Below are 19539 nucleotides of genomic sequence, written 5' to 3'. Positions count from 1 at the left end.
AACACTCCTAATTAAGTTATGGAGTTTAAGAGATAATTTTATTGATTATAAATATCTTATTAAAGTCACGAAGATACAAGAAATGGTGAAATTAAATACACACCCAAGTAGCATATAAAAAAGAAACCCGACTATCTTGGGGAAGATAGCCGGATCGCTAAAAACTCTAAGCAGTACCTGCTTAATCTACATTATCATGTAAAAATGAGTTATTACTTCTCAATTGAATTTCATCATTATCATCTGTAGAAAGTGATGTTCTAGATAAACTTCCATCCTTTGCTGGTGTTTCTTCTAGATCAATCCCCATACGCTTGTACGCAGGTTGCTTTTCTATCTCCTCAATACGAGACTGGTTTGTGCGAAATTTATAATTGAATTCTTTCATCTTGCGCTTACGCTCAGAAGCTCTGTCTATAAGAATCTGTGAGATAGGACTATTCATAGGGTCTATCTCTGCATTTTCATCTTCACGTTTTTGTTGAGGAGCAACAGTTTTTGTTTCAAAAACAATAGTTTCTTCTTCAATGTCGTTTTCATCATCATCACTAGATGCATTAGAAAGTGTCTCTTCAAGCTCCATGTAATCCTCAAGACTATATCTAGTCTCTCCGTCATTAGTATGCTCAGTTACAGGTACAATTTCTATAGGCTCCTTCACCTCAATAGATGCTGTAGTGTCATCAAGATCAAACATGATAGGCTTCTCATCTTCCTCCATTGGAGCTTCTGTCGTTAATGGCATATCAAAAAATAACATTCCATTATTTTCTGGCTCTTTATGCTCCACTCTAGTCGCTTCATGACGCACTGTAGTATCTATGATTTCAAAATCTGCTTCATTCTCTAGAAGTATCTCATCATACACAACTGTAATATTCTTAATTACATCTGTAGTAGGAACTATATCCATGCTATATTGCTGTGCAGGAGGCTGTACTGGCTCAACTTTAGGAGCCTGCTCTGGAACAGCTTGTTGCCTTGTAATTTCTTTTACGGGCGCTTTCGCGAAAGCGGTAGGCTTCTTTTCCTCTATTTCATCAAGATCAAGTGTATGCACTATTTTCTTAGGTGGTGCCGGTGCCTGTGGAGCAACAGGAGCCGAAGGAGGAATCTCTACAGTAGCATCTGGCATCAAATCTTGCTGTGCTCTCTGCTCCTCTTCTAGTGTATGTATAATCTTCTTAGTCTCTACGTTTACAATCTCATTCTGCTGCTCTGCATTAAATCCTGTAGCGATAATCGTTACTGAAATTGCATCGCCTAGAGAGTCATCTTCACCTACACCCATGATGATGTTTGCGCTGTGACCTGCCTCTGCTTGAATGTGATCGTTAATTTCTCCTATCTCGTCTATTGTAATCTCATCACCACCAGAAACTATGAGTAATAATACATTCTTAGCTCCAGTAATTTTATTATCGTTAAGCAATGGAGAGTCAAGCGCTTTTGATATCGCCTCGTTTGCACGACTTGTACCACTAGCAGTAGCGCTACCCATAATAGCTGTTCCTGATTTACTTAAAACTGTTTTTGCATCACGTAAATCGATGTTTTGTGTATAGTGATGTGTAATTACCTCTGCAATACCACGTGAAGCGGTTGCAAGAACTTCATCTGCTTTACTAAATCCTGCTTTAAAACCAAGATTACCGTAAACCTCACGGAGCTTGTTATTATTAATAACAATAAGTGAATCTACCTGGGCACGAAGTCTATCTACTCCTTTTTGAGCTTGCTCATTACGCATTTTACCTTCAAACTGGAATGGTATCGTGACAATCCCTACGACTAGGATATCAAGCTCACGAGCCATTTTGGCAATAACTGGCGCAGCACCCGTTCCTGTACCACCGCCCATTCCGGCAGTAATAAATATCATCTTTGTGTTAGTACCAAGCATTTGCTTGATATCCATCTCACTCTCTATAGCCGCTTGCTCTCCCACATCTGGATTTGCTCCAGCACCAAGACCTTCTGTAAGACCTACTCCCAGTTGTATCTTATTAGGTACTGTACTATTTTCTAGTGCTTGTGCATCTGTGTTACAGATTACAAAATCTACCCCATTTATTCCCTGCTGGAACATATGGTTAATAGCGTTACTACCTCCCCCACCTACACCTATCACTTTAATTACGTGACTTTGGTTTTTAGGTAGATCAAATGTGATGTTATCAAATTGTGTCGTACTCATATGATTTGTTTTTGCCCCTTATTCTTATACAATCAATTACTACTTGCGTAGCCGTCTTATTATTCTCTATTTACTCTTTACTGATCTTATAGACTACTCTGCGTTGTCTAGAAAATCTTTAAACTTATCTGCCCATCTATCAAATATGCTTCTCTTAGGCGCCTGTGGTTTTTTAGGCCTTGCCTCGATATCTGTTTCTGGTATTTCATTAATGGTGTCTGTAAAGACCTCTTCTTCTTTTGCAATAATTTCCTCTTCTGGTTCTAACTGACTGTTATATAAACCGTGCTCAAGGCTATTCATTACTAATCCCACAGCAGTAGCATACAGCGGACTCGTAGTCTCTGCATCACTATCTCCAGCAAGATGCTCATTAGGATATCCTATACGAGTATCCATACCTGTAATATATTCTACTAGCTGTTTTAGGTGCTTGAGTTGGCTACCTCCTCCAGTTAGTACAATACCTGCAATGAGCTTTTTCTTCTGCTCCTCGTGTCCGTAATTTTTAATTTCTAGATACACTTGCTCAACAATCTCCACAACTCTCGCGTGAATGATTTTTGATAAATTCTTTAGTGTTATCTCTTTAGGTTCACGCCCTCGTAACCCAGGGATAGAAACAATCTCGTTGTCTTTATTTTCTCCTGGCCACGCAGAACCAAATTTAATTTTAAGAAGCTCTGCTTGCTTCTCAATAATTGAACATCCTTCTTTTATATCTTCTGTAATGATATTACCTCCAAAAGGTATTACAGCTGTATGTCTAATAATACCATCTTTAAAAATAGCAAGGTCTGTTGTACCACCACCTATATCGATAAGTGCTACTCCAGCTTCCTTTTCCTCTTGGCTCAACACTGCATTTGCAGATGCTAGTGGCTCTAGTGTGATACGGTCAAGGTTTAACCCTGCACTTTTCACACAACGACCTATATTTCTTATGGATGCTACTTGACCTACGACCACGTGAAAATTTGCTTCTACGCGACCACCATACATCCCAATAGGCTCTTTAATCTCGCTTTGCCCGTCTACTTTATACTCTTGTGGTAATACATGAATAATTTCCTCACCTGGAAGCATTACCAGTTTATGTACTTGGTTACATAATGCATCAATATCTGCTGCATCAATTACCTCCTCAGAGTTGTTACGGGTTATGTAATCACTATGTTGCAATGAACGTATGTGTTGCCCAGCAATACCTACGACTACATCTTGAATTTTGATTCCTGATACATCTTCTGCTTCCTGTACAGCTTGCTGCACAGACTGTATGGTCTGGGTGATATTATTTACCACACCGCGGTGTACACCAAGACTTTTAGACTTCCCTATACCGAGAATCTCCACCTTGTTATACTCATTGTACCGCCCTATCATTGCCACGATCTTCGTGGTCCCTATGTCCAGCCCTACTGCGATATTTTGATTTTCCATACCTTTAATTTTGATAGTTTACTACCTCCCGATAGCTATCGGAATAAGCGAAAGCTTACTCAATCACCGTTTTATTTTTTCTCACAAACTACTTGCCCGTCATACTTGAGCTCTATAGTTTTATACTTATCTAAACTTTTATCTTTAAGTGCCTTTTGATAAAAAGCCTTATAATTACTAAATCTCTTTTCTAACGCTTCTACCTTACCTAGTGATATAGTATAACCTAGTTTTCTAGCCTTTAACGTATACTCTGCGTTCTTACTTCGAGATATACCTATAATGTGCTTTGCAAGAAACTCATCTTTCCTTATAAAATTTACAAGCTTATAAACTTCGCTTATTTCTTTCTCGGTTGCTCCGGTTACAAGGGGAACGTGCGCGGAGTGATTTTGTGACAATGGCATCACCTCACCACTCTCATCTATATAAAAAGAAATAGCACCGCTAAGTCGTGCTATAGGCTTACGTTGCTCTATTGCAACACCTATATCACCACCCATCGTTACGTAAACATCTGCATTCTTGATAATTGGATGCGCCTTCACGCGCTTTTCCATCTCACTCAAAGCTATATTTTCTTTTACCTTTCCTGCAAGCTTTTCGTTACTTACTATCAACAATTTATTAACGGTCTCACGCGTCACAAAAGGAGCACTTTCATCCTTAAATGAAACACTAACTTCAGCAACTGTGCGCGCCTCATTTCTTTGAATGGCAAACGCAAACAAAAACACCATCAACAGCAGTAAAACCGACATCTTTATGTAAAACCAGTTAACCTTCACCACGCAATTCTTTCGTTACTTTTAAAATCTCTACACCTATATCTCCAGCCCCCATCATCACAACAATTTTGTGATTTGTATCTTTCACTAAATCAGTAAGCTCATTTTTCTGTATGATTTGCTTTCGCGAAAGCGTCATTTCACTAAGCAATACCTCGCTAGTAATACCAGCAATAGGCTCTTCTCTTGCTGGGTAAATATCCAGCAGTGCTACTTCATCAAAATGAGAAAGCGCTACTGCAAAATCGTTCATAAAATCTTTTGTTCTACTAAATAAGTGTGGCTGAAAAATAGCTAGCACACTCTCCTCTGGATACATCTCTCTTACACTTTGATGTACCGCAGCAATTTCTGTAGGGTGATGCGCATAATCATCTATTATCACCATATCTTCTTTCTGGATACGGTATGTAAATCGGCGATTAACACCTGAATAACTCGCTAGTGCTTCTACCAATTCTTCTTTAGGACTGCCATACGATAGCGCCATCCCTAATGCAGCTACAGCATTAAAAAGATTATGTCTTCCTGGCAGGCTAAATTGTAAATTCTCTAAAACACCGCCTGGGTAATGCAAGTCAAAGACATAAGCGCCATTCTCTATGCGTACTCGCTGCGCAGTATAATCTGCATCCTCTTCAATACCAACCGTATTTCCAGCAAGTGGAAGTCCGTTTTTTACAAAACGCTTATTCTCTGGAGCTAGTGCCCCAAATTCTTGAAACGTAGCGATAAGGTCTGCCTCATCTTCATAAATATCAAGATGATCTGCATCCATCGAAGTCACACAGAGAATATCTGGTCTAAGCTGTAGGAATGAGCGATCAAACTCATCTGCCTCCACCACAACAACGTCACTTCCTTTTTGGATTAAATTACCATTATAATTATTTGTAATACCACCTATAAATGCAGTTACCGGGGCTCCGGATGCCGCAAGTAGATGACCCAAAATACTAGAAGTAGTCGTTTTACCATGCGTTCCCGCAACAGCAAGCGAGAAGGTTTGATTTGCAATCATACCAAGCACTTCTGCACGTTTTTTAAGCATAAATCCGCTTTCGTGAAAATATACTAGCTCTCCCATCATTTTAGGAACGGCAGGAGTAAACACCACTAGGGTATCTTCCTTACTAGTAAACGAACTATTAATCCCCTCTTTTTTATCTTCAAAATGAACCTTAATACCAGAGTCTTGCAAAGCTGCAGTAACATCTGAAGGCGTTTTATCATAACCCGCCACATTCTTCCCCTCCCTATGGAAGTACAAAGCTAGTGCGCTCATACCTATCCCACCGATACCGATGAAGTAAATGTTCTGTATGTCTTTTAAAGGTTTCATTTATCTATGCTACACACCATAGTTTAAAACTACGGTTGTTATGTTTTTAAATTATTATTTCAATAATTGCTCTACCTCATCCACAATATCTGCTGTGGCATTTGGTAATGCAAGTGTTTTTATCTTTCTTCCTAGCTCAAAGCAAACTTTTTCATCGTTGAGGAGTCCCTTAAAAACAAGCTCAAATTTTTTATCGAGGTCTTTTTCTGCTATTAAAATTGCAGCACCCGTCTTCTCGATAGCTTGCGCATTTTTAGTCTGGTGATCTTCGGCAACGTTTGGAGAGGGAATAAAAATAGTCGCCTTTCCTACAATGCATAACTCAGATACAGACCCTGCTCCAGCTCTAGATATAATAATATCTGCAGCTGCATAAGCCATATCCATCTGATCGATATATGCCATCACCTGAACACCATCTGCCTGATGATGCTTGTATTTATCGTAATATAGCTTACCTGTTTGCCATAAAACCTGGACTCCTTTTCGTTTAAAAAATGGGAGTTGCTTCTCTATCAATTCATTTATAGCCTTTGCACCTAGACTTCCTCCTATAATTAATACCACTTTTGAACTGTGAGACAAATCATATTTCGCGAAAGCGGTACTACGTTTACTTTCTATATCTAATAAATCTGCACGAACAGGATTTCCTGTCTTCACAATATGCACTGATGGGAAAAAGCGCTGCATATCATCATATGCCACACATACTTTCTTCACAGACTTACCTAACAGTTTATTTGTAATACCTGCATAGCTATTTTGCTCTTGAATCACTGCTGGTATCCCTGCAATGGTAGCCATCTTAAGCAATGGCCCACTTGCAAATCCGCCAGTACCTATCACAACATCTGGCTTAAATTTCTTAATGATTTTACGAGATTTCATCAAGCTACTAATGAGCTTAAATGGAAACATAAGATTATCTACCGTGAGCTTGCGCTGTATTCCAGCAATCCACAACCCTTCTATCTCAAAGCCTGCTTGGGGTACTTTTTCCATCTCCATACGATCACTAGCTCCTACAAATAGAAATTGCGCGTCAGGATGACGGCGCTGGATTTCCTTTGCAATAGCAATAGCAGGATAGATATGACCTCCTGTTCCTCCTCCAGATAATATGACTCTATATGGCTTCACTAAGTATGTCTAAAGGGTTTAACTCACTTTCTTCTTTTGGCACAACTGGTGCTCGTTTTGCACTTACACTAAGTACAATCCCTACGGCAAGACAGGTCATCCATATAGAAGTACCTCCACTACTCACTAGTGGTAATGTTTGCCCCGTAACAGGAAATAACTCTACGGCAACTGCCATATTAATTAAAGCCTGAAAGACAATAGGCAATCCTACACCTACCACAACTAGTTTTGCAAAGACTGTATCTGCTTTGTGAGCAACTACGGTTATTCTAAACAATAGCAACATATATAAAAACAGTAAAAATCCTGCTCCCGCAAGACCAAACTCCTCTACAATTATTGCATATATAAAATCTGAGGATGATTGTGGCAAAAAGTTTTTCTGAACACTTTTACCTGGACCTAGACCAATTACTCCGCCTGAGGCTATGGCAATTTTTGCTTTTTCTATTTGGTAATCTGCATCTGCGTCTACTTCGTTATTTGCAAAATTTTCTACACGACTTATCCAAGTATCAACACGGTTAGGAAATACGCCTGGAAAAGCTTTTGCTAACAACACGAAGAACAGAAGAGCAACAACACCAGTTGCAATAACAATACCTAAATATTTTAATGGATAACCTCCCAAGAATACTAAAGCTACTACCATTGCTGCAATAATCGCAGTAGTAGAAAAGTTAGCCGGAAGTATCAATGCAAGAACAGCAGCCACTGGCAACCATAGAGGCACAATAGTTTCCTTAAATGTTACTGCGGTATCCTTAATTTTTGCAAGATACCTAGCCACGTATACCATCAACACAACACCTGCAAATGTGGAAGTCTGAAAACCAACTCCCAGAATCGGGATTTTAATCCATCTACTTGCATTTGCTCCACCCATGGTAGTTCCTTGAGCCAGTGTCACTATGAGCAGTATAATCACAACTGGAAGCGCAATAAAGGAAAGCCCTTTAAAGTAATGATGTGGTATTTTATGAACCCCATACAACATTGCAAACCCTAACACTAAATGCATGCCATGTTTGATAAGAAACCTCACCGTATTCCCATCACCTTTAATATATGCGAGGTTACTTGCCGCGCTATATACAGGTAAAAAGGAAAACAATGCAAGAAGGGCAACAATAGCCCATATAGTCTTGTCACCTTGTAATCCTGCAAATATGTTTTTAAATGTGGTACTCAACGCTTAGTAATTATTTGTTATTCGGTTTCTTTAACTAATAAATTCTGACAAGCTGATTGCCTTACACGGGGGAATGAAGTACAATCAGCTTTCAAATCAGAATTAAAGGTTACGTACAGCCTCCTTAAACTGGCGGCCGCGATCTTCATAATTTTCAAACAAGTCAAAACTTGCACAAGCAGGAGAAAGTAATACGTTATCTCCGCGCTCAGACACTTTATAAGCTATTTTTACAGCCTCAGACATAGAAGGTGTTTCTACAATAATATCAACCATGTTTCCAAAATGACTCATCAATTTTGCATTATCAACACCTAAACAGATAATAGCTTTTACCTTCTCGTTAACAAGTGGATATAAATCACGGTAATTATTACCTTTATCTACACCACCTACAATCCACACTGTAGGCTCACTCATACTATCTAAAGCATAAAAAGTTGCGTTTACATTAGTCGCTTTACTGTCATTTATGTATTGTACATTATTGATTTTAAGCACTTGCTCTAATCTATGCTCAACACCCTGAAAACCTTCTAAACTCTCACGAATAGTAGCTTTACGGATATTTAATAGATTTGCTACAGTAGAGGCAGCCATTGCATTTTTCTTATTGTGTTGCCCTTTTAAAGCGAGGTTATTTGTAGCCATGGTAAAGGTGTTATTATTGAGTTGCACTGTTAGGTTATTGTCTTTTATAAATGCGCCATTTTCAAATTCTTTATCAAGTGAAAAAGGCAATAATTTTGATTTGACTGGATGTTTTTTGAGCCAGTCCACACTCACAGGGTCATCTGCATCGTAGATGAGATAATCTGTTTCTTTTTGGTTCATTGCTATTCTAAATTTTGAAGCAATGTAATTTTCAAACTTATAATCGTATCGGTCTAAATGATCTGGCGTCACATTTAATACCACCGCGATATGTGGTGCAAAATCTGCGATTCCATCTAACTGAAAACTGCTTATTTCTAGCACATACGTATCAATCTCTTTCTGTGCCACCATCTTTGCATAGCTGTCACCTATGTTCCCAGCAACACCTAGATTGATTCCCGCTTGCTCTAGAATAAATCCAGTAAGCATCGTCGTAGTGGTTTTTCCGTTACTTCCAGTAATACCCACAATAGTGGCGTCAGTATATTGAGAAGCAAATTCTATCTCAGAGATTACAGCCACTCCCTTTTCGAGTAACCTCTGCACAATAGGCGCTTTGTCCGGTATCCCAGGACTTTTCATCACTACATCTGCATTGAGAATAAGCGCTTCTGTATGCCCTTCTTCTTCCCAAGCAAAATCTTCGGTAGCAAGTATCTCTTTGTAGTGATCCTTAATTTTTCCAAAATCAGATAAGAATACATCATACCCTTTGGCCTTACCTAAAATGGCAGTTCCTACGCCAGATTCTCCGGCTCCTAATATGACTAATCGTTTCTTCATTTTTTATGCTTTCGCGAAAGCGTGATTATCTAATTTTCAATGTTATAATTGAAAGTACAGCCAGTAAAATCCCTACAATCCAAAATCTGGAAACAATTTTACTCTCGTGGATACCTTTCTTTTGATAATGGTGGTGTAGTGGTGACATCAAAAAGATGCGTCTACCTTCACCAAATTTCTTTTTTGTGTATTTAAAATATCCCACCTGCAACACCACCGAAAGATTCTCCATTAAGAAAATTCCGCATAGTATTGGGATAAGCCATTCTTTTCGAGTTGCAATAGCAAGCACAGCAATAATTCCTCCTATGGTAAGACTACCTGTGTCACCCATAAAAACTTGCGCTGGATACGCATTGTACCATAAGAACCCTATAAGCGCTCCTACAAATGCAGCAATAAATATGAGCATCTCACCAGTACCAGGTATGTACATCACATTGAGGTAATCACTAAAAATGATGTTACCAGATATAAATGCAAAAATCCCGAGGGTGAGTACAATAATCGCACTTGTTCCTGCTGCCAGGCCGTCAATACCATCAGTGAGGTTTGCACCATTAGAAACCGCAGTGATTATAAATATTACAATAGGTATAAATATGATCCACGCATATCCTTTCCAATCTTCGTTAATGCTTGTAAGGATTGTTTCATAATTGAGTTCGTTATCCTTGACAAATGGTATGGTAGTTTTTAAACTCTTATGCGCTTCATCAAATTTTGCATCCCCTCTTACAGTTGTAATTTCTACTTTTTCTGTACCAGCAGTTTGTTTGATCTCTTCACGGATAGTGATATCACTATGAAAAAACATCGTTGCACCTACTATAATTCCTAATCCTACTTGACCTATTACTTTATACTTACCAGCAAGTCCGTCTTTATTTTTTTGCATTTTCTTCTTATAATCATCTAAGAAGCCTATGATTCCCATCCATACCGTTGTAACGATAAGAAGAAGGATATATATGTTTTGTAAGTCACCTAACAGTAGTACAGGAATAAGCGTAGCACCTATGATAATAAGGCCTCCCATCGTAGGAGTTCCTGCTTTTTCTGCTTGACCTTCTAGACCTAAATCGCGTATTTGCTCCCCCATCTGCTTGCGCTGCAAGAGCTTAATAATGCGCTCTCCATAAATAGTAGAAAGTCCTAATGATAATAACACCGCAAGTGCAGCACGAAACGTACTGAACTGAAACAACCCTGCTCCAGGCAAGTTATAAGCTTCGTCTAACCATTGAAAAAGATGATACAGCATTACTTATTAAGTTGTTTAAGGGTTTCTTGTACTATTTTATAATCGTCAAAATCAAATCGCTCTCCCATTATCTCTTGGTAAGTCTCATGACCTTTACCCGCGATTAGAATTATATCTCCAGGATTTGCAAGTTGGCAAGCTGTTTTTATAGCTTGCTTTCTATCTGTGATAGATAAAATCTTTTTGTAGTTAATAGGCTCAACACCTGCTTCTACTTGCTCGATAATTGCTTCTGGCTTTTCTGAGCGCGGATTATCACTTGTGATAATTGTCTTTGTACTCAGAGCACTTGCAATATGCCCCATTTTAGGACGCTTTGTAGTATCTCTATCTCCACCAGCTCCTACCACCGTAATGAGCTCCTCATTTTTAGTGCGGATATCATTTATAGTCTCTAGCACATTTTTAAGTGCATCTGGGGTGTGTGCATAATCTACAATTGCCGTCACATTCCCTTCAGAAATAAAATACTGAAATCGACCTGACACGCTTTCTAACTCACTTAGGAGCTTAAGCGCCTCTATTTGATCAAGCCCCAAAAGCTCTGCAGTTGCAAAAATGGCTAGTAAATTATAAGCATTAAATGACCCTATAAGCTTTACCCAAACTTCTTGATCTTGAATTTTAAGTAATAATCCAGACAATTGGTTCTCTAAAATCTGCGCTTTATAATCTGCATATGACTTTAAGGCGTAGGTTACTTTCTTTGCCTTAGTATTTTGCACCATTACCGCCCCATTCTTGTCATCTGTGTTTACAAGTGCAAAAGCAGTTTTTGGTAACTCGTCAAAAAATTTCTTTTTTACGTCCCTATATTCTGCAAAGGTGTCATGGTAATCTAGATGATCGTGAGATAGGTTTGTAAATATTCCTCCCTCAAAACGCAAGCCTTCTGTTCGCTTTTGATGAATCCCATGTGAACTCACCTCCATAAAACAATACTCTACACCTGCCTCAGACATCTCTGCCAGGTATTTATTTATTGTTAAACTATCTGGAGTAGTATGCGTCGCTTTATACTCAGTCTTATCTACTAAAATCTTTACCGTAGAAAGCAATCCTGTTTTATAACCTGCTTTTTGAAACAGTTGGTATAACAAACTAGCGATAGTGGTCTTACCATTTGTTCCCGTAATACCAATGAGCTTTAAGTTAGCCGAAGGATTTCCATAAAAATTAGAAGCTATTGTAGCCAGCGCACTAGAAGTATCTGCAACCTTAACGTATGTTATTCCGTTTACAATTTGCTCTGGAAGTTCCTCACAAATAATCGCTAGTGCACCTTGATTTACAGCTTTTGCTATGTAATCATGACCATCACTTTGCGTACCACGCACTGCAACAAACACGTCATTAAGTGACACTTTGCGCGAGTCAAAATAAATATTAGTAATTGCCACGGCAGTGTTACCCACCACAGTTTCTAGCGTTACTTTATATAATATGTCTTTAAGTAGTATCAAGATAATTGTAGCGTGATCGTTTTATTCTTCTCTAATTTATCACCAGCTTTTATAGACTGACTTTTTACTTTCCCGCTTCCGCGAAAATTTACTTTTAAACCTAGATTTTCTAGTAATGCAATTGCATCCATCCCTGGCATACCCTTCACATTAGGTATCTTACTATGTGCTTTATTCACATTTGCATAATACTTCTGATAATCTCCCTCTATAACCTTTGAATTACCTGTAGGCAACTTCACCTCATCAATTACTGGAGTGTCTGTATAAATCTTTTGGGCAATCTCTTTAAATACAGGTGCAGCAACAATATTTCCGTAAAATCCGAGAGACTTTTTAGGTTTGTTTACCACTACAATACAAGAATACTTAGGCTCATCTGCTGGAAAATAACCCGCAAATGAAGAGATATATCTCCCTGCTTCTATCCAATATTCTGTCTGGCAAGTACCCGTCTTACCCGCCATTGAAAACTCTTCGCTATAAATATTTCTAGCCGTTCCACGCTCAACAGTTTTTTTCATCATCTCCTTTACTACATTAATAGTAGCCTGAGAAGCGATACGAGAATTGATTACCTCTTTATCAAAAGTCTCAATGGTTTGATCCCATTCCTTCACCTCTTTAATAAAACGAGGCTTTACCATCTCTCCATCATTTGCAATCGCATTGTAAAATGTGAGTGTTTGCAATGGCGTTAACTCTATTCCGTAACCAAAAGCCATCCATGGAAGGGTTGTTCCGTACCAGTTTTTATCGCCTGGGTAAGGAAAGTTCGGCTTTCCTTCTCCTTTAATTTCAAGTCCTAATTGATCGTTAAGCCCCATATTAAAAAGTCGTTTTACAAACTTTTCTGGTTCTGACGCGTAGTTATCGTTTATCATTTTGGCGAAAGCCGTATTACTACTCAGCTCAAAAGCCTTTGCTGCTGTTATCTTACCATAACCTCCACGCTTAGAATCTATCGCAGTGCGATCATAAAATTTTACACGTCCATTTTCTGTGTCAAAAACTGTACTTGAGTCTATTACTTTATCCTCAAGTGCCGCTACCATAGACATCAACTTAAATGTAGAACCCGGCTCATGCGCCTCGCCCACTGCATAGTTAAGACGCTCATAGTATTTACCTTCAGGAGTTCTACCTAGATTTGAGATTGCTTTAATCTCTCCAGTTTTTGTCTCCATAACGACCACGCATCCGTGGTCTGCTTGATATTTTTGCAAACTCGCTAATAAAGCATTGTGCGCTACATCTTGAATGTTTACATCTATGGTTGAGATTACATCATAACCATCTCGTGGCTCGATCACATTACCTACACCAAGAGGCTTCCATTCTCCTTTTGCAATCTTCTGCTTAAGACGACGTCCTTCTTTCCCACGCAAGTAATATCCATATGCCCCCTCAAGACCTACGCGTGTGTAGTAACCACTATCATCTTGACGCTCATACCCTACGGTACGCTCTGCCATTTTCTCAAGTGGATGCTCGCGCTCTGTATGCTCCTCGATAATAATCCCACCTCTAAATTGGCCTTTATTAAATAATGGTAAAGACTTAATCTTCACATACTCTGCGTAGCCTAGTTTTCTAGCAATAAACAAGTAACGGTTTTTGGTATTACGTGCTTTACGTAATCTATTCTCATAATAAGATTGAGGCTTCCCTAAAACTTTAGAAAGGCCCTTAGAAAGACCAACTATATTCTCGTTGAAATTCTCCTTAGATGGCGCTACTGCGTCCCATCGTATATCGTATTTGATTTGTGAAGTAGCAAGAAGACTCCCATCTTCTGCATAAAGATTACCACGAGTAGCTGGGATAGTAACCATCTTCTCTGTGCTGGTAGTTGCAAGCTCTCGATACTTAGCACCCTGAAACACCTGAATCGCGATAAGCTTGTATGCGATTATGATCGCTAGGAGGAACATACATCCAGCGACGAAATAAAGGCGGTTTAATATGTGCTTCTCTGTGGTTGCCACGTTATTAATCTGTTTCTTTTGTTGTTACTTTTATCTTTTTTGGCGGCACATTAGAAGGTTTAATTCCTCTTGCTTCTAGCGCTCTTGCCACACTACTATTTGTTTTTAACTTCCAGAGATTTACTCGGCTGTCTACCGCTTCGCTTCTCAGCTCGGCTACTTCTTCTTTTAACCTTGCAATCTCATAGACCTTCTCATCTGCTCTGTGCGAACTAGCAATCATGATTAATGCTAGTACAGAAATAAAGATGATCATCCTCCAGTTTTTAAAGGCATCCTCATCTACTAGAAATTTACCCTTGAGTATATTATTAAACTTGCTCACTGTGTTCCTTAAAGTTTTTCAGCGATTCTCAACTTTGCACTGCGCGCTCTGTTGTTTAATTTTATCTCTTTACTATCTGGAATAATGAGCTTCCCTACTTTCTTAAAAGGAACTTCAAAATTCCCATACATATCTTTCTCCGGCTCACCTTCAAACATCCCACTTCTTATATACCTCTTCACTAAACGATCTTCAAGCGAGTGATAGCTTATCAAGCTTATTCTCCCACCTGTATCAAGTAATTGCTCTGTTTGCATTAAAAACTCCTTAAGCACTTCAATCTCTTGATTTACTTCAATGCGAATTGCCTGGTAAATCTGAGCAAGTATTTTATGCTCTCTATGCTTAGGCAAAAACGGAGCTAACACTTTTTTGAGATGCTCACTTGTTTTTATAAACTGACTATTGCGCTCTTGCACGATAGTGCTAGCAAGCTTAGGCGCATTACGAAGTTCTCCGTACTGCCAGAACACCTGCCTTAAATCCTCCTCCTCATAATCATTGATCACGTTATAAGCAGATAAAGTATCTTTTTGATTCATTCTCATATCGAGATCACTCTCAAAACGAGTAGAAAAACCACGCTCTGCTACGTCAAATTGATGCGAACTCACCCCAAAATCACCAAGAATTCCATCTACTTTTTTCACACCATGAAAACGCATAAATCGCTTGATGTATCTAAAGTTTTCTGGAATAAGCGTGAATCGCTCATCCTCAATAATATTCTCTTGAGCATCTACATCTTGATCAAAACCATAAAGTTTCCCCTCAGGACCTAGCCTACTCAAAATCTCACGAGAATGACCACCACCACCAAAGGTGACATCTACATAGACGCCATCTGGCTTGATATTGAGACCATCTACGGTCTCTTTTAATAATACTGGGTTATGATAATCCATCTGGTACATCGCTATCTCCCATCACTTCCTCAGCAAGATCTGCAAAATCTACTGCTGCCTCATCAATGGCTTTTTCGTATAAATCCTTATCCCAAATCTCGAGAATATTGAAAGCAGCATTTACCACAATCGACTTCTCAAGTTTTGCAAAATTTCCTAAATCTTTCGACACTAAAACTCTTCCTGTTCCGTCAACTTCTACTGGCTTAACACCTGCATTGAAACGACGTATAAACTCATCATTCTTCTTATTAAAACGATTAAGCTTATTCACCTTTGCACTTAGCGTGTTCCACTCTGCAATAGGATATAACTCGAGGCACTTTTGAAACACAGCACGCTTAAGCACAAAACCATCCTGAAGGATAGGAGCCAGCTGCTTTTTAAACGCTTGAGGCAACATGAGTCGGCCCTTAGCGTCTATTTTACATTCGTATGTTCCAATGAGGTTAATCACTCGAGATAGATTAGTTTTTATGTATTAACTCAAATATAGCGCAAATATTACCACTTTTTACCACATTCTACCACTTTGTTGATAAGTTGTACCACCTTCCTCCACTTGTTAACAATATGTTGATGAGTAGAATTTTATAATTTTCTTTCTCTTCTGAGCTTAATTTTCTTTTTTTGCTTTCGCGAAAGCATAGTAAAACAACTTGCTATAACCTTAAAAATGCTCAGTATCATGCATTAAGACCATTGTAAAAAAAGCGCAACTAATCAAAACCGAAATAACTATATTTGCTTATACCGATTACTAACCACTTTTATGAAACACGACTTAATTACCGAAGGGAAATTTACTTATCTAGAAAAAGGCGAAGGGACACCAATTATCATTCTACATGGTTTAATGGGAGGCTTGAGTAATTTTGATGCAGTGACTTCTCATTTCTCGGAAAATGGGTATAAAGTGGTAATCCCGGAACTTCCAGTATACACGATGCCTCTTATCAAAACTGGGGTAAAATCGTTTGCTAAGTATCTTGACGAATTCATTGAAATGAAAGGCTATGAAGAAGTAATTCTTCTAGGTAATTCTATGGGTGGTCATGTGGGACTGTATCACACTAAAATGTCTCCGGAAAAAGTAAAGGCTCTTGTAATTACAGGCAGCTCTGGACTTTATGAAAGTGCGATGGGAGAAAGCTACCCTAAGCGTGGTGATTATGAGTACATCAAAAAGAAAGCACAAGGGGTATTTTATAATCCTGAGTGTGCTACCAAAGAAATTGTAGACGAGGTGTACGACACAGTAAACGATCGCAATAAATTACTTAAGACGCTTGCTATAGCAAAAAGCGCAATACGTCATAACATGGCACAAGACCTTCCAGACATGAATACACCGACTTGTATTATTTGGGGACGTCAAGATGGTGTTACTCCACCTGAGGTTGCAGAAGATTTTAATAAACTACTTCCAGACTCAGATCTGTTTTGGATAGAGGAATGTGGTCATGCAGCTATGATGGAAAAGCCTACAGAATTCAACGACGTTTTATTAAAGTGGCTTAAGGAGAGAGCATTTTAAGAATCTTCACCTACAACAAGCATACATAGCAACTCATACTCATTCTTGAGACTTTGAGCATATAATGTGCTCCATATTCTTTATTAAACGATTACATTACTATTTTTGCGATATGAAAATCAAGTCTGCCTCTTTTGTAGTAAGTAACTCCGAAGTCACAAAGTGCCCTAATACTCGCATCCCGGAATACGCCTTTATAGGCCGTTCTAATGTAGGAAAGTCTTCGCTTATTAATATGCTTACTAACCGTAAGAGTCTGGCCAAAACATCTGGAAGACCTGGTAAGACGCAGCTTATTAATCACTTCTTGATTAACGAAAACTGGCACCTCGTAGATTTACCTGGCTACGGATATGCTCGTGTATCTAAGAAAGATAAAAAATACTTCCAAAAATTCATTACAGATTATTTTGAGCAACGCGAGCAAATGATCTCTGCCTTTGTGCTTGTAGATTGTCGTCACGAGCCTCAAAAAATAGATATGGAATTTATGGAATATCTCGGAGAAAAAGAGATTCCATTTTCTATCATTTTCACCAAAGCAGATAAGCTACGTCCTCAAGCACTAGAACGTAATATAGAAGTCTACAAAAAGATTATGCTTGATGGTGTATGGTGGGAATTTCCTAAATACTTTGTGAGCAGCGCTTCTCATGGTGATGGTCAAGATGAAATTTTAGGCTACATAGAAGACCTCAATGAAAACCTAAAGCCGGGTTACTAATAACTAGGTCGATTAATAGGATTCTATAATTTTATTGACTTGCTCAATAAGTTCTTGAGAAGATGCAATACCAGCAAATATATCTGCACTTATTACAACCTCCAGACCAGCTTCTGTAACTGCTAGCACCAAAGGAAATTCATACTTAGGCAACCACTTAGATTTATAAGCTTTTAAAAACTCATCCTTGTGAAGAAATTCTAATGGAGTATGTACGCTTTCGCGAAAGCGTAACCATTCCTCCTTTTCCTTAAACACTCCATGAGTAATCTCACAGAGTGCACATTGATAGGTTTGTGGACGCACCACTTTATGAGCTGCGTCTAAAAGGGCGTTTATTGCGCCAGAGTTTGCGTTGTACACAAACAATAGTTTGTGAAGCTTACTTTTTATCTTCAAGGTCAAGGTGTTCTGCAAAATAATCTGCAAAATCTTTCATAGTATCTGCCATTTTCTCATCATTTGTAGCACGACGAAAAGACTCTGTCATACCCACAAGTACTTGGTGAAAAAATTGCTGCATCTCATCTACAGGCATATCTTTTGTCCATAAATCAATACGTACAGTTTCCTTTTGGTTAGGATCCCATAAAGAAAGAAGCATTGCTTTTGCTTCCTCGTTTGCTACTCCACCATCACGTGCAGTCCAAGCCATACTTTCTGGAACACGATTCTCATCAAGTTCGATTGCTATTTTAATTTCAGATTTTTCTTTCTTAGCCATTCCTTAGGGTTTGTATTTTGCGTTTGCAAAGATAATAGTTGCATCTTGATTCAATAAGACTTTAAGCGACACATCGTTGTTATCCATATATGATTTTACAATCTCATGACCTATATATCTCCCCACTCGACCAGGTGTCTCATTGTCAAAGGAAAGATAGAATTTTGAGAAAGGCGCTGGATTAATAAAACGACTTAAAAGCTTTCTATCTGTACTATATAACAGTTCGTTTTTTACAAAGAACTCCCACATATTTTTTTCATTCTCTTGTGCAAACAATAACTCCTCAGGTGTATAACCTAATATTTCATGTGCAGGTGTCTCACTAAGCAATAGCTGCATGAGGTATAGTTTTTTACCTTCATGTATGATCTCAGAAAGGAAATCCTTTTGACGTAATCTATTAGCTTTAGTTTTTGCAAATGCAGCTGCTATATCAACTGGCATCTGCTCTTTTCTAAAATTCTTGCTTTGAAATTTTGGAATACCTACATAAAAATGATGGTCTGCACCTAAGTACGTATCTAATCCTATTAACAAGAGGCTGTCTGCAAGTACCACTTTATTTCTATAATCTACCTCTGTCGTTAAGGTTACAATCTTAGGAACTGTAGTTTCTGGGAAGTAATACTTAATATGACGAAAAAGATCTTCTATGGAAGCTTTTTCACTCTTAAAATCCGGAAAGACTTTTGCAATCTCCTCGTTAATTTCTAGCTGTATAGTATCTGTAAAACGTTGTGCCCAGTACTCATCAGGAATTTTTTTTGAAAACAAATACGGAAACTCTGCTTTTAGTGACGCTAGATCTTCCTTTGAAGCAGCTGCAAACAGTTGATCAAATCTTCTCACCTTCATATCTACAGACATTGCTTTGATTTCTGGTGGAGTCTTTGTGTCTTCTTTACAACTAGTAAGGCATACCAGCAATGACAGAATTATAAGTATTTTATTCATAGAGTTTGTATCTTTATATTCAAGAAAAACGAGTCCTTTTCTTAAAGTGTATATTTTATACATTTAAGGATACAAAAGTACCAATTTAAAGCACTTCAAAACAG

At 38.4% G+C, this 19539-nt stretch carries 18 protein-coding genes; 2 read left to right on the top strand and 16 right to left on the bottom strand.

Translation table 11 applies throughout. The features are described 5' to 3' along the window. Window positions 1-181 precede the first annotated feature (181 nt). The 13 genes from ftsZ to mraZ form a co-directional block, all read right to left on the bottom strand. Entirely contained in the window at window positions 182-2197 is a 2016-nt protein-coding gene (gene ftsZ / locus KRODI_RS09475; protein WP_013751385.1) for a cell division protein FtsZ, read from the bottom strand. A 93-nt stretch (window positions 2198-2290) separates the two neighbouring features. Continuing rightward, a complete protein-coding gene (gene ftsA, locus KRODI_RS09470; protein WP_013751384.1) occupies window positions 2291-3640 on the bottom strand; it encodes a cell division protein FtsA in 1350 nt (449 codons plus the stop codon). Window positions 3641-3711: 71 nt separating this feature from the next. Next, complete coding sequence (locus KRODI_RS09465) at window positions 3712-4401, bottom strand: cell division protein FtsQ/DivIB (RefSeq protein ID WP_144784863.1); 690 nt, start codon at window positions 4399-4401, stop codon at window positions 3712-3714. A 16-nt stretch (window positions 4402-4417) separates the two neighbouring features. Beyond that, complete coding sequence (murC, locus tag KRODI_RS09460) at window positions 4418-5770, bottom strand: UDP-N-acetylmuramate--L-alanine ligase (RefSeq protein WP_013751382.1); 1353 nt, start codon at window positions 5768-5770, stop codon at window positions 4418-4420. A 54-nt stretch (window positions 5771-5824) separates the two neighbouring features. Continuing rightward, window positions 5825-6913 (bottom strand): undecaprenyldiphospho-muramoylpentapeptide beta-N-acetylglucosaminyltransferase, encoded by a 1089-nt coding sequence (gene murG, locus KRODI_RS09455; RefSeq protein ID WP_013751381.1) that lies wholly within the window; start codon window positions 6911-6913, stop codon window positions 5825-5827. After that, complete coding sequence (locus KRODI_RS09450) at window positions 6900-8108, bottom strand: FtsW/RodA/SpoVE family cell cycle protein (RefSeq protein ID WP_013751380.1); 1209 nt, start codon at window positions 8106-8108, stop codon at window positions 6900-6902. Before KRODI_RS09450 ends, murG begins: the two co-directional genes overlap by 14 nt. Window positions 8109-8210: 102 nt before the next feature. Beyond that, on the bottom strand, window positions 8211-9548 hold the full coding sequence (gene murD / locus KRODI_RS09445) for a UDP-N-acetylmuramoyl-L-alanine--D-glutamate ligase (protein WP_013751379.1): 1338 nt from the start codon (window positions 9546-9548) through the stop codon (window positions 8211-8213). A 25-nt stretch (window positions 9549-9573) separates the two neighbouring features. Next, window positions 9574-10812: a phospho-N-acetylmuramoyl-pentapeptide-transferase gene (gene mraY / locus KRODI_RS09440; RefSeq protein ID WP_013751378.1), complete on the bottom strand. Its 1239-nt coding sequence runs from the start codon at window positions 10810-10812 to the stop codon at window positions 9574-9576. Beyond that, window positions 10812-12275: a UDP-N-acetylmuramoyl-L-alanyl-D-glutamate--2,6-diaminopimelate ligase gene (locus KRODI_RS09435; RefSeq protein WP_013751377.1), complete on the bottom strand. Its 1464-nt coding sequence runs from the start codon at window positions 12273-12275 to the stop codon at window positions 10812-10814. The genes mraY and KRODI_RS09435 overlap by 1 nt, the downstream gene beginning before the upstream one ends. Beyond that, window positions 12272-14263: a penicillin-binding protein gene (locus KRODI_RS09430; protein WP_013751376.1), complete on the bottom strand. Its 1992-nt coding sequence runs from the start codon at window positions 14261-14263 to the stop codon at window positions 12272-12274. Before KRODI_RS09430 ends, KRODI_RS09435 begins: the two co-directional genes overlap by 4 nt. 4 nt (window positions 14264-14267) lie before the next feature. After that, window positions 14268-14588 carry an FtsL-like putative cell division protein gene (locus KRODI_RS09425; protein WP_013751375.1) on the bottom strand — a complete coding sequence of 107 codons (321 nt, stop codon included), beginning with the start codon at window positions 14586-14588 and terminating at the stop codon, window positions 14268-14270. A gap of 8 nt (window positions 14589-14596) precedes the next feature. Further along, window positions 14597-15493, bottom strand: a complete 897-nt coding sequence (gene rsmH / locus KRODI_RS09420) for a 16S rRNA (cytosine(1402)-N(4))-methyltransferase RsmH (RefSeq protein WP_041295670.1) — start codon at window positions 15491-15493, stop codon at window positions 14597-14599. Continuing rightward, a complete protein-coding gene (mraZ, locus tag KRODI_RS09415; RefSeq protein WP_013751373.1) occupies window positions 15480-15950 on the bottom strand; it encodes a division/cell wall cluster transcriptional repressor MraZ in 471 nt (156 codons plus the stop codon). Before mraZ ends, rsmH begins: the two co-directional genes overlap by 14 nt. A 315-nt stretch (window positions 15951-16265) precedes the next feature. On the opposite strand from mraZ, the gene KRODI_RS09410 reads away from it, so the two are divergent. After that, window positions 16266-17030, top strand: a complete 765-nt coding sequence (locus KRODI_RS09410) for an alpha/beta fold hydrolase (protein ID WP_013751372.1) — start codon at window positions 16266-16268, stop codon at window positions 17028-17030. Window positions 17031-17142: 112 nt separating this feature from the next. Further along, a complete protein-coding gene (yihA, locus tag KRODI_RS09405) occupies window positions 17143-17754 on the top strand; it encodes a ribosome biogenesis GTP-binding protein YihA/YsxC (RefSeq protein WP_013751371.1) in 612 nt (203 codons plus the stop codon). Window positions 17755-17766: 12 nt separating this feature from the next. Here the strand turns inward: yihA and KRODI_RS09400 are convergent, their stop codons facing one another. The 3 genes from KRODI_RS09400 to gldB are packed head-to-tail and all read right to left on the bottom strand — an operon-like array spanning window position 17767 to window position 19435. Continuing rightward, complete coding sequence (locus tag KRODI_RS09400) at window positions 17767-18117, bottom strand: hypothetical protein (RefSeq protein WP_013751370.1); 351 nt, start codon at window positions 18115-18117, stop codon at window positions 17767-17769. A 19-nt stretch (window positions 18118-18136) separates the two neighbouring features. Next, window positions 18137-18478, bottom strand: a complete 342-nt coding sequence (gene gldC / locus KRODI_RS09395) for a gliding motility protein GldC (RefSeq protein WP_013751369.1) — start codon at window positions 18476-18478, stop codon at window positions 18137-18139. Between the two features lie 3 nt (window positions 18479-18481). Continuing rightward, a complete protein-coding gene (gene gldB / locus KRODI_RS09390; RefSeq protein WP_041295880.1) occupies window positions 18482-19435 on the bottom strand; it encodes a gliding motility lipoprotein GldB in 954 nt (317 codons plus the stop codon). Window positions 19436-19539 lie beyond the last annotated feature (104 nt).

Source organism: Dokdonia sp. 4H-3-7-5 (assembly GCF_000212355.1).
Taxonomy (GTDB): domain Bacteria; phylum Bacteroidota; class Bacteroidia; order Flavobacteriales; family Flavobacteriaceae; genus Dokdonia.
The sequence above is the reverse complement of the archived record's forward strand: the minus strand, read 5'-3'. Positions and strand labels throughout refer to the sequence as shown.